11 protein-coding genes are annotated in these 11028 nt (G+C 56.2%); 8 read left to right on the top strand and 3 right to left on the bottom strand.

What is annotated here, in order from left to right; genetic code table 11:
* Positions 1-44: 44 nt before the first annotated feature.
* Positions 45-1151, bottom strand: coding sequence for a DUF6119 family protein (locus KEC16_RS18940; RefSeq protein WP_211551887.1), 1107 nt, complete (start codon positions 1149-1151; stop codon positions 45-47).
* 102 nt (positions 1152-1253) lie between these two features.
* Positions 1254-2237 (bottom strand): integrase, encoded by a 984-nt coding sequence (locus KEC16_RS18935; RefSeq protein WP_211551885.1) that lies wholly within the window; start codon positions 2235-2237, stop codon positions 1254-1256.
* Between the two features lie 383 nt (positions 2238-2620).
* Between KEC16_RS18935 and KEC16_RS18930 the strand changes: the two genes are divergently transcribed.
* The 7 genes from KEC16_RS18930 to KEC16_RS18900 all read left to right on the top strand — a co-directional run bounded on the left by KEC16_RS18930 (position 2621) and on the right by KEC16_RS18900 (position 8839).
* Positions 2621-3358 (top strand): DNA -binding domain-containing protein, encoded by a 738-nt coding sequence (locus KEC16_RS18930; protein ID WP_211551883.1) that lies wholly within the window; start codon positions 2621-2623, stop codon positions 3356-3358.
* 91 nt (positions 3359-3449) lie between these two features.
* Positions 3450-3695, top strand: a complete 246-nt coding sequence (locus KEC16_RS18925) for a helix-turn-helix transcriptional regulator (RefSeq protein ID WP_211551881.1) — start codon at positions 3450-3452, stop codon at positions 3693-3695.
* Positions 3696-3703: 8 nt separating this feature from the next.
* Positions 3704-4675, top strand: coding sequence for a replication protein RepA (locus KEC16_RS18920; protein WP_211551879.1), 972 nt, complete (start codon positions 3704-3706; stop codon positions 4673-4675).
* A gap of 561 nt (positions 4676-5236) precedes the next feature.
* Positions 5237-5590 (top strand): plasmid mobilization protein, encoded by a 354-nt coding sequence (locus KEC16_RS18915; protein WP_211551877.1) that lies wholly within the window; start codon positions 5237-5239, stop codon positions 5588-5590.
* Between the two features lie 42 nt (positions 5591-5632).
* Positions 5633-5953, top strand: a complete 321-nt coding sequence (locus tag KEC16_RS18910; protein ID WP_211551875.1) for a type II toxin-antitoxin system RelE/ParE family toxin — start codon at positions 5633-5635, stop codon at positions 5951-5953.
* Between the two features lie 8 nt (positions 5954-5961).
* Positions 5962-6285, top strand: coding sequence for a HigA family addiction module antitoxin (locus KEC16_RS18905; protein WP_211551873.1), 324 nt, complete (start codon positions 5962-5964; stop codon positions 6283-6285).
* A gap of 289 nt (positions 6286-6574) precedes the next feature.
* Positions 6575-8839: a protein kinase domain-containing protein gene (locus KEC16_RS18900; RefSeq protein ID WP_211551871.1), complete on the top strand. Its 2265-nt coding sequence runs from the start codon at positions 6575-6577 to the stop codon at positions 8837-8839.
* Between the two features lie 84 nt (positions 8840-8923).
* On the opposite strand, the gene KEC16_RS18895 is transcribed toward KEC16_RS18900, so the two are convergent.
* Positions 8924-10099 (bottom strand): tyrosine-type recombinase/integrase, encoded by a 1176-nt coding sequence (locus KEC16_RS18895; protein ID WP_211551869.1) that lies wholly within the window; start codon positions 10097-10099, stop codon positions 8924-8926.
* A 589-nt stretch (positions 10100-10688) separates the two neighbouring features.
* Here KEC16_RS18895 and KEC16_RS18890 point away from each other — a divergent pair.
* Positions 10689-11009: a hypothetical protein gene (locus tag KEC16_RS18890; protein WP_211551867.1), complete on the top strand. Its 321-nt coding sequence runs from the start codon at positions 10689-10691 to the stop codon at positions 11007-11009.
* Positions 11010-11028 lie beyond the last annotated feature (19 nt).

Genomic DNA, 11028 nt, shown 5'->3' with positions numbered 1-11028 from the left:
CCCCCCCTCCGAACTCAGCAGGAGAAGCGAATCACGATGCAGCCTCAGATGAAAGGGTTTTTCCGCAGCCTGTTAGGGTGGTCACTTTCAAAAACAAGGCAGTCATAGGCAGACCACCTCGGATGGGATAGGATTTTGTCATCCTCATGGGAGTACGCGAATACGTACCGCGCCTTCAACTTTGCGACAGCCAGACTGCCGTCAAACTTGACGTGCGAATCGAGTTGAGAAATTTCAATGTGGGAATATATCTTATTATTTCTACTTTTGTTGTTTGTATAGCTAAAGCTATACTTGTCGTCCTGAATAAAGTCAGGAATGCAGAACTGGAACTTAGAGAAGTTTTTTGCCTTTAATTCCGCAATAAGCTTGGCATCCAAGTCATTAGAAACATCGTCCGGCGCTGGTCTGAAGTTTCGATAATTAGGAAACAAGGTAGAGTATGATGTATCGTCATACTTTTTAATGAACTCCCGACATTTCAAAATCAGACCAAGCCAAGAGAGCTTTTCGCTGCCAATCACCTTTATGGTCAGACTTTCTTTTCCTTGAAGCGTTATGTTCTTATTGCCAATCATGTGGGCGGATATATATCGCAAATCTTCTGCTTCATTAATTCCAAATACGAATGAGTCTGACGGCGTGTTGACCTGACGATCAATGTAAGTTGTCGTAATTGCGTTGCTTAATGTCTTCGTCTGACGAACCTCTTCATTTCCACACATATTCATCGCAGTTCTAATGCCAAAGTCCTGTACTATGGCACCTTTAAGGATGCACCCCACAGCACTGCGCCCAAACGTCGCTGCAAATGTTTTATTGTCCAGGCGAACAAACAGAATTCCGTTTGGATTTGTGCTTGTCGCTGAGAAAGAAACGCGGTCAGCTTCAGGAAGGCGTTCGTTGATAAACTCAAGCCATGATGGGTTCGATCTGTCTGCTACAGACTGAAAGTACAAGAAACGGCACGACGCATCTCCGACCTCAAAGTCGGATGACTTAAATGTGCTTTTAGATTGTATATTAGCCTCTGGATCGAGGGCACCATCAAAAGTCACTTTATCCTTCAAAAGATAAAGATATATTTGTCCAATTTCGCTTGCTTCCCCGGCGGACTCCTCAGCAACTTCGCCAATATCCTCGTCAGACATTTCGACCCCCGGAGTTCAGCAACCAGGGGTATTCTATGACTTCCGGCTGAAAACTGGAAGACACAACATACCATTAAGGTGCGTTCTGGGTGACAGCCTGTGCTATGGAAGCTTCAAGCTTATCTGTTCCGCTCTAAGATGCGTGTATCTTGCGAGCATTCTGAAATCACGATGCCCACTGATCACTGCGACTTCCGGGATCGCGAGCCCATGCTCAAACAAGCGGCTGATTGCCTCATGTCTGAGATCATGGAAGTGCAGGTCTTCGATACCGGCGCGACGACGGGCTTGCCGCCATGACCACTGCACCATTCGCACGGTGAATGGGAATGGACTGGGATACATCGCTTCTTGCTGCTTCTGAAGAACCGCGACCGCTTTGGTCGTCAGCGGCACGTCGCGGGGATCGCCATTCTTGGTGTCGCGCAAATGAGCCATCCGCGCCTCAAGGTTGATGTCCTGCCAACGCAGCCCCAAGATTTCAGCCTGCCGCATCCCGGTTTGAACAGCGAACTCGACCACTTCCCACAGGTATGGCGATTCGCCGGACAGGATGGCGTATCGAAGCCGTTCATACTCACCGTCGTTCAGCCTCCTATTCCTTCCCCGAGGCATCTTCGGTTTGCGAACCGAGTCCACGGGGATGGATTTCAGTGGCACGTCCCAGTCCAGCCGCGCCGTTCGCAGCACCACAGCGAATGCATTGAGGTCGTGCCTAACCTGCTGCGCCCCCACGGTCTGGAGACGGTCATCCCTGAACTTGGCGAACGCTCCTGTCGTCAGCTTGTCCAAGGTCAGGTTCACCACTGGCTCGCGCAACAGCCTGTTGAACCGATACCGTTCCTGATAGGCGCTCTTCTTAGTCGGGGTAACCGTGTCGCGGTACCGCTCGATCAAGTCAGCGAGGGTGGTGGTCGCAAGTTCGATGACCTCGACCGGACGTTCAGCAACGTCGATCTCAGCCTCTTTTGCACGCGCCCAGGCGACAGCTTCAGCCTTCGTCGGGAAGGTCTGGGACAGCGTTTTTTGCCCAAGCCGCCTGACGAGGGCTTGCCAATTTCCACTGCGTTTCCGAATGGTTGCCATCCGAACTTAAAGTCCCGTTGTGCCAAATTTGTGCCAAACGGGGGTTTATGAACGGTTCGGGCGGAAGGGTGTGACCACGTTGGTCTGGGCTAACCTGTTGGAAAACAATCAGGAAAGCGTTGGAGCGGGTGAAGGGAATCGAACCCTCGTCGTAAGCTTGGGAAGCCGTGACGTAATCCAGCTCAACGCCGCAGAAATCAATACCGCGAGCAGTATTGCAGAAAGCCGGGTCATCTGGAAGTCATCACCATTGGCAGTGCCACTTTTCACCTGTTCACGGCTGATCTTGCCTGGATATTCTGGCACAAGGATAAGGATGCTTTCCATCCCTTGGACATGCCGATGCTGCGAAGCCGTTTAAACGTCATGAACAGGCCAGGGCCATGATCCTTACCCCGACCATGATTGCCGATTCCATCCTGGCACCTGCCTATTGGCCGGATTGGCGGGATGCCTCGGACTATGGCTATCTGTCCTACAATTACCCCGACAAATGGGCCTGGGAGTATCTGCGCCGCAACCAGGATTACATCGCCGCATTTTCGGCCTTTGTGCCGGTCTGGCAGGAGTGCTGCGGCAAGGGCGAGTATCCAATTTCCAATCTGCCACTCAGTCCCGCCGTGACCGAGCTTTCCAACCAGATTTGCCGGCGTTTCCACCTCTCGCCCCATGGTGGGCCGCGCAACCCCGATTCCCTGATTGAACCGATGTTCGCGGACGAGTACGTCCCCCATGTGGAAGTCCTGGCATCATGGCACGACGGCAAGAAGCTGGACCACCAGATCGGCCCGCCCGCGTCCGCCCACTGTGTTGATGTCCGCATTGTCGCGGATCGTCCTTTGGGCGAACAAATTGAACGCATCAAGGCCATCTATGCCAACCTGACAGTTGGGCTGAAACGCCCCTCGGCCCAGCGCCCCCAACCCGCCAAGAACATCCTGTATCTACGCTGTTATGACGCCCAGACAACCGGGGCCGAGTATCGGCAGATTGCCGAAACCCTGTATCCGTCGGAAGGCGGCGACACGACCAGCATCGAGCGGGTCAAAAAGCACATTCGGAAAGCCAAAGCATTGGTCAACGGTGGCTATATGACGTTCGTCTGGCGCCGCTGGTCCTGATCGGGAAAACTTCGCCGTTCATCCATTTCCCGCGACCTCGCGGCATCCATGCCCATAATCGGGAGCCATCGACAACCCAAGGGCATCCCCGATGGCATACAAGAAGAAACCCGCACATCTCCCCGCCTCGCTGGCCGGGCGGCTGTATTCCCCGACCGAGGCATCGCAATATCTCGGCGTCGCGCCCCAGACACTGGCCCATTGGCGCGTGCATGGGCGCGGCCCCAAATTCATCCACCTGTCCAAACGCTGCGTCCGTTACTCGGAGCTTGCCCTGCGCGAGTTCGTCGAGCAACGGACACGGGGCGCCACCTGTGAAGCCGAAACGCGGGATTAGGGGTGGCCATGGCTCGCACATCCGACGAAACCGCCTTGCGGCTGATCAACGCCGCCGCCGGCATCACCTCGGCCCCGGCAAAGGCCGATATCGTCTATATGGTCCGCCATTTCATCCAGGCGACCTTGCCGCACCGCGATCCTGGCCCCGTGCCGGTATGGCGCAAGCACAACGGGCGGCTGACCTTGACCGTCACCCCCTATCGCGATGAAACCGGGCAACCGCGCTATCCCTATGGCAGCATCCCGCGTCTGTTGCTGTTCTGGATCGTCACCGAAGCCGTGCGCAGCAAGTCGCGCCGCCTCGAGTTTGGCCGTTCTCTGGCCGATTTCATGCGCCTGGTCGGCTTGAACCCGGAAACCGGCGGCGGCAAGCGCGGCGACGCCCACCGGCTGCGGCAGCAGATGTTGTGGCTGTTCCGGGCGCAAATCAGCATCAGCGAAAGCGAGGAAGCCTGGATCAACATGCCGTTGACCGAAGGCGGGCAGGTGTGGTGGAGCCATGCCGTCCCCAACCAGCAAAGCCTGTTCGGCAGTTTCATCATTTTGGGCGAAACCTTCTTTCGCGCCATCCTCGCCTCTTCGGTGCCGGTGGATCGCCGGGCCTTGCACGGCCTGCGCCGCTCGCCCCTGGCTTTGGACTTTTACGCCTGGGCCACCTATCGCGTGTTCACGCTATCGGGGCGGGGCTGCTTCATTCCCTGGACCCGCCTGAGCCAGCAATTTGGCGCTGATTATGCCGATTCTAGCAATTTCCAAAAAGCCGCACTGCGCAGCTTGCGCCGGGTCGCCTTGTTCTATCGCGGCCTGCGCTATCGGATCGAACCCGGCGGGGTGCGCCTGCTGCCCAGCCTGCCGGCCATCAATCCCTGTGGATCGCTGCCCTTTATCAACGGTGAAACGGTACGACCAGCCAAACCCAGGCCGCATAAGGCGTCACTGACTTATCCCCCAAAACCGACGGTGAAACGGTACGAGTGAGGGACGGTGAAATGGTACGACACCCTATAGTTCCCCCCTATAAACCCTATCCTGTAGCGGGCACGGAAAAATGGGAAAGCTGGGCAAAACGCGCAAGCACCATGCCGGCGGCACCATTTCCCCACGCGGGCCGATCCGCCCGAGGCGGCCCCGCCGGCCCCTGTGCAGCGCCCCTACGCCGATGCCGGCGGACAGGTTGCCTTGACGCCCTGCGGGCAAATCCCCCGCTCCCTCTTTGCCAGCCCAAATACCTACCGGCCCCGACCACCGGCAGGCCGCTTGAACAGAAGACGCAGACTGTGACAGCCGATTCCCCCGCTGTGACAGGGAAAACCGGGGGTGTGACAGGGGAAAAATGGGGCTGTGACAGCCAAAACCGACACCAAAGCGAGGCTGTGACACCCCCACCAGAACGCCACTCCATCGACCCGGTGGCGGAAGCCGCACAAACCAAGGCTTTCGCGGATCGGGCGCCATGATCTCACCAAGGCAGGATACGCGTTTTGTCAGACAAACCGCCGCAAGCGGGGCGCCAGCCTCCGGCGGCTGAAAGGAAATGCCATGAGCAATTACGATGTTCGCTTCACCCTGCGCCTAACCCGCGAGCTGGATGCCGCCATGCGGGCCAAGGCCGCCGAGACGCGGGAAGACGTCTCGGATTTCATCCGAGCGGCGATCAGGCATAGCGTTTTGGATTATCGCGCCCCCAGTTCGGCGGATTTGGCCGATATGCGGCGCTTGTGGCGCGAGTTCATCGCCGTCTCCAGGAACATCAATCAAATGGCCCATGCGGCCAATATGATCTACTGGGGCAAAGGCGGCGCCATGCCGGAAGTGGCGGCGATGGAAGCAGAGGCGAAGCGGGTGTACAAGCTGACCTATGGCATCGATGAGATTCTGCGGATGTGGATTTAACCGGCTTGACCGTTATGCAATCCGTAACGCATAATATGCACCATGCCGATCAAGAGCTATGCGGATAAGCGCAGCGCCGATTTCGCCGCCGGAAAGCGCATCAAGGAGTTCCAGGCGTTCGAGCGTCAGGCGGTCAAAGGCTTGACCAAGTTGAATGCCGCTGCCCGGCTGGTGGAATTGCGCAACCCGCCGTCCAACCGCTTCGAGGCGCTGGGCGGCGACCGCAACGACCAGTACAGCATTCGCATCAATGATCGGTGGCGGATTTGCTTCCGCTGGGCCTTCGCCGAAGACCCGACCGGCAAAGACCCGCTGATGATCCCCGGCGACGCCGTGAACGTTGAAATCGTCGATTACCACTGAGGCCCGCCATGACCATTCCCGCCATCGACAACCTGCCTCCGGTGCATCCCGGCGAAATCCTGAAAGACGAACTGGAGGCGCTGTCCATGAGCGCCCGCAAGTTCGCCGACCATATCCGCGTGCCGCCCAATGCTGTCACGGCCATCCTGAACGGTCAGCGGGGCGTCACAGCCCAGATGGCCCTGCGCCTGGGTCAAGCCTTCGGCACCGGGCCGGGGTATTGGATGCGGTTGCAGGGGATGTATGAGGTGAAGAGTGCCAGGATGGAACTGGTGAGCGTATTGGAGGGGATCGGGATGCTGCGGATTGAGGGGGGGAGGGGAGGGCTTTGACCCCGTTTTCGTGCTTGGAATTCTTTTGCGCGCTCCCACGGACAACACAGTTGTCTGAGAGCGGTGACTTTCGATGGAACAATGCCTTGTTGGCAACCTATAGATGCATTAACCTCGAGTGGTATATAGCCATTGCTCGGTAGCCGATATGCCCTTTAACCCAGCCCAGCCATCATACCAACGTCTCCGCAAGATTTACGCCGAACGGAGAAAAGACCTCGCATTCTGGACTGGAGCTGGACTTAGTCAGTCCGCAGGATTTCCGACTTGGCCACGGCTCAAAGATATCATGCGCAATCAGGCGCTGGAAAGTCTGCTGACCCTTCGGGAAGAGGATGCGAAGGCAAAGGAGATTGAGCTCGACCAAATTTACGAGACGGAAAATCTTTGGGAGGCTTTCCAAATCCTACACACGGTCATGGGCGAAGCCACCTACAGAGCGGCGATTCGAGAAATTTTCGAGGCGGCAGAAAAAATAGAGCCGCCAGATATTTACAAAGAAATCTGGGAACTAGATGGAGTATCCAGCTTTCTCACCCTAAATATTGATAAATTTGCGTATAAAGCGCACCGTAAAGTTCGAATATCCGAAGATGTCGCTAATTTTTGCGGAAAAGATGCAGGCGATTACCTGCATTTAGTGAAGCGGCGGAAACCGTTTATCGCAAATCTGCATGGCATCCACGAGTCGGCAAAAAGCTGGGTCTTTACTAAAGACGATTTCACGCGGCTTTCAAATGATCCACAATATGTAAACTTTATTAATTTCGTTATCCAGGACTTCACTATTGTCTTCATGGGAATATCGGCAGATGACGTGGCGGCCGGCGGTTTCTTAGAGAGGCTCATTTCTAACGGTATCGACCTTGGTCAGCATTTCTGGATCACCGACCGCTGCGATAGCGAAACGGATAGATGGGCGAGTAAAGCTGGAGTTCAGGTTATCCGATATGAGCCTGAAGCGAATGTCGCAGCCCCGCTAGATCACACCACTATTCTTAAGCAGATATTTGCGGATTTGAAGGAGTTCATCTCAAAGGACGAATTAGCTCCTGCCGTGGTTGGCTCAGTGAGCCCCTTAGACAGCATCCCAAGTGAGAAGGAACTACGTCTACTTGACGATGATGACAAGTTACGGCTGACCCTCGCAGGCCATGCCAAGGCGCTGATTGAGCGCAATCACGGCGATACCCAATGCAATGAATACCAAGCCTTTTTGCAGAATTACTCCCGTGTAATTCACCAAGTATGGCATCTGACATCGAGAAATCCGCACAATAAATTTCACGGATACTCGGTCGTAGATAAGGTTTCCAGCAGCCCATTTTCCTCCGTGTGGAAACTCGTTGATGAAAGCGGATGCGCTTACGCCTTAAAAATTATTCAAATGGACAATCTATCAAATGGTGAGCAACTAGACAGCTTTCGACGCGGCGTACAATGCCTTGAATACCTAACAAAAGCCGCAGTACCTGGAACAGCAAAAATCATCACAGCATTCGAAATTCCAACTTGCGTACTAATGGATTTCATTGATGGAGACAACTTTAAAAATATAATAAACTCAACACAGTTCAAATTTTGGACAGATGGCATTCGAATATTAAGAAGCGTGTGTCGCCATGTGGAGTTTAGTCACAACCTTCCACAAGGCGTTCTACATCGAGATATTCGGCCATCGAATGTAATTGTGCCATGGTTTTATTGGCGCGATAGCGCCTTGGAGAGTACCGATGCGGACAGGTACGAGGTGGCTCTACTAAATTTCGATATGTCCTGGCACGCCAAAGCACAGGGACGGACCATCAGCGGCAACATTGAGGAAGCCGGTTACTACGCCCCCGAACAATTAGAAGACATTGACTGTCAGCAGGCTCGCTCAACCAAGGTAGATTCTTACGGAATTGGAATGACAATTTTTACCGCCTATACGGGACTTACCCCTCCCACGGGCGGGAGTAAGTCCGTTGATTGGAAAGATAAGATCCGTACAAAGTTCAGATACGACCCCACGTTGAGCTGGAAGTCAGCTCCCAAGAGATTGGCTCGACTGATTGACAATGCCACTTGCCATGATATCGCGCACAGAATAAACGTTCGCCATATTCGAGCCGAGTTAGATCAACTCCAAGACGCTGTGGATGGAATTTGGGATGAACTTAGCCCAGATTTTTGGGCCGAGGAATTGTTTGCAAAGGTGCTTGATCGCGACTACACCTCCAATCCTGCCGGTGACGAGTTTCAAAAGGAATTGAAAGTCGGTCGGATAGTTTCAATCCGAGGAAACCTGCAAGCACGATCTGTTTCCGTGCAATTCAGAAACGTTGCGACTGGCGTAACGGACTGGACAAATGTTGATAAGCGTTGGGGAAATAAGCTCGAAACGGCGAAGGAAATCCTGAAGACTCAGGGGTGGGATGTTCTGGACACCACCCGATACAGCCAACGAGAAATTCATCTTGAGGTGGCGGTATCCATAGACTCCCTAAAGGTGAATTTTTCAAAATTGGCAAATGCCTTGGAGCGTGGGTTGAGTCAAATTCGCCTCGATTAGGGGGGCTTCGATCAGCTTGAATCATATCCTCAAGAACGTCAGTAGTTGGCGAATTCGACACTAATCTGCCCCGAGCCATTCAACCTACTTCTCACGCTTAATTATCCCCGCCACCGCTGCCGCCCCCGCCCGCAGCGGGTCATCATACAAATGCAGATACCGGCTCGTCGTCTTATGGTCGCTGTGCCCCAACAGCCCGCCGACCACCTGGAGCGGCACGCCTTGGCGGGCGGCGAGGCTGGCGAAGGTGTGGCGCAGGTCGTGGATGTGGCAATCGGCAATCTTGGCCCGCTTGCAGACCTGATTCCAGAATACCCGGATGCTGGTCAGATGGCCGGTGGGGGAGTAGCGGGCGGGGAAAACCCATTCGCCCGCATTGGCCCGGCGCCGCGCCCGCAGCAGGGCCAGGGCGTCGTCGGTCAGTGGAGCGTGGTGGTCGCGCTTCTGTTTGGTGGCCGAGGCTGGTTTGCTCCACACCGCCCGTTCAAAGTCGATGTTGTCCCAGCGCATGGACAGCACCTCGCCCACCCGCGCCCCGGTGAACAGCAACAGACGCACCACGTCCGCTGAATCCTGGGCCGGACTGGCGTTGATGTCGGCCATGACGCGGGCGATTTCCTCCAGGCTCAGGTAACGGCGGCGGGGCTGTTCGCTGTGGCGCGGGAAACGGAAAGCGGGGTTGTCGGTGATGCAGCCGATTTCGATGGCATAGGAGAGGATGGCCGACAGCAGCGACACCATGCGGTTGGCGGTGATGGCGCCGCCGTTGTCGGTGATCCGGCGATGCAGGGCGCGGATATCTTCCCGTGAGACCTCCGCCACCGCCATACCGCCCAGATGGGGGCGGATATAGCGTTCAATCTGCCCAGTGTGCAGCCTGACCGTCGAGGCGCGTTTGCGCCGGGGCATCTCGTCGGTGATGTATTGATCCAGCAGAGCGGCCATACGCAGACGGGCGCGGGTTTCCTTGCGCTCGGTCACCGGGTCGCCGCCCAAATCCACCTCGGCCAGCTTGGCGCGGGCGGCGGTGCGGGCCTGATCGGCGGTCAGGCGGTCGCAGCGGCCCAGCACCAAGCGGCGCTGGCGCCCGTCGCGGGTGCGGTAGTTGATGATCCAGCTTTTGACGCCCTGCGCCGTCACCACCACGCCGAACCCGGCTTGGTCGGCATCCCAGACGATGATCTTGCCCGCCGATGGCGGGGCGATCTTGTCGATGGCGGTCTTGGTCAGTTTGGCCCGTAGGCCCGCAACCTTCTTCATAGCCTTCTCCCGCCCGCCGATGACGGGCTGGGTCAGCTCCGGGTCATCTACGGGTCATCAAACCATAGGCAGAAACAGGCATAACGCGGCATCGCCGGGCATCACCGGTTTCGGTTAAGGTATTGATTTCGAAGGCGAAGAGAGTGGAGCGGGTGAAGGGAATCGAACCCTCGTCGTAAGCTTGGGAAGCCGTCCGGAGGGCCTTGCAAGCTCTCGAGGTTCTAGCTAGTTCGTTGAAACGACGGTTATTTTTGGTTCACGTGGGTTCTGACTGGTTCGATAAAGTTCGGCTCTCGTGGTCCAAATTGGTCCAAGGCCAGACTTGTCGGTTTCAGCTGGTTCTGGTAGGTTCGGACCACTCCATTGAGCTACAGCCGTAGGTGCTGTGGCCAAGTGTAGCCCGCAGATCGTATGCGGCCCTCGGCAGCCAGCAAGTCTATTGCGAAGCCGACAGTGCGATCCGGCCCTGGCAGGCCAATGATCTTGACGCATCCGTCCTCTCGGGACCTCTGGTCCCACGAAATCTGCCGGGTCGCATCTGCGAGGTCCTGTCCGTGGAGTGGGCAGGTCGCAGAATAGGTGCGACCCCATGGCTCCTTCCGACTTTAAGACCCGGCGCGAGATCGCCGCGCTTTACGGCCACGTCATCCCTTATTCCCGTCTCAAGAAGCTGGGAATGAAGGACTGCGTCGATGGCCCGCCGGTCATCCGCCGGGGAAGAACAGTCCTCTACCACGTCCCCACATTCGAACGTTGGCTTCTCGGTGACCTGCAGCCAGCCACTCCCCCTTCACCCTTGCCGTCGCCCTCGAAGAAGCGCGGCCGCCCCACCAAGGCGGAGATCATTCGGCGTCGCGAGAAGGAGGGCACGTCAAAAGCGCCAGAAGCTTTTGATGTGGCCGGGCGGTGAATGGCCAATGGCAGTCCCC

It is taken from the genome of Magnetospirillum sulfuroxidans, assembly GCF_018224925.1.
Classification (GTDB): domain Bacteria; phylum Pseudomonadota; class Alphaproteobacteria; order Rhodospirillales; family Magnetospirillaceae; genus Magnetospirillum; species Magnetospirillum sulfuroxidans.
The sequence above is the reverse complement of the archived record's forward strand: the minus strand, read 5'-3'. Positions and strand labels throughout refer to the sequence as shown.

What these genes read in the sequence shown, in the direction of transcription:
- KEC16_RS18940 (WP_211551887.1), bottom strand. Translation starts at nt 1,151, where the DNA reads ATGTCTGACGAGGATATTGGCGAAGTTGCTGAGGAGTCCGCCGGGGAA.
- KEC16_RS18935 (WP_211551885.1), bottom strand. Translation starts at nt 2,237, where the DNA reads ATGGCAACCATTCGGAAACGCAGTGGAAATTGGCAAGCCCTCGTCAGG.
- KEC16_RS18930 (WP_211551883.1), top strand. Translation starts at nt 2,621, where the DNA reads ATGATCCTTACCCCGACCATGATTGCCGATTCCATCCTGGCACCTGCC.
- KEC16_RS18925 (WP_211551881.1), top strand. Translation starts at nt 3,450, where the DNA reads ATGGCATACAAGAAGAAACCCGCACATCTCCCCGCCTCGCTGGCCGGG.
- KEC16_RS18920 (WP_211551879.1), top strand. Translation starts at nt 3,704, where the DNA reads ATGGCTCGCACATCCGACGAAACCGCCTTGCGGCTGATCAACGCCGCC.
- KEC16_RS18915 (WP_211551877.1), top strand. Translation starts at nt 5,237, where the DNA reads ATGAGCAATTACGATGTTCGCTTCACCCTGCGCCTAACCCGCGAGCTG.
- KEC16_RS18910 (WP_211551875.1), top strand. Translation starts at nt 5,633, where the DNA reads ATGCCGATCAAGAGCTATGCGGATAAGCGCAGCGCCGATTTCGCCGCC.
- KEC16_RS18905 (WP_211551873.1), top strand. Translation starts at nt 5,962, where the DNA reads ATGACCATTCCCGCCATCGACAACCTGCCTCCGGTGCATCCCGGCGAA.
- KEC16_RS18900 (WP_211551871.1), top strand. Translation starts at nt 6,575, where the DNA reads ATGCGCAATCAGGCGCTGGAAAGTCTGCTGACCCTTCGGGAAGAGGAT.
- KEC16_RS18895 (WP_211551869.1), bottom strand. Translation starts at nt 10,099, where the DNA reads ATGAAGAAGGTTGCGGGCCTACGGGCCAAACTGACCAAGACCGCCATC.
- KEC16_RS18890 (WP_211551867.1), top strand. Translation starts at nt 10,689, where the DNA reads ATGGCTCCTTCCGACTTTAAGACCCGGCGCGAGATCGCCGCGCTTTAC.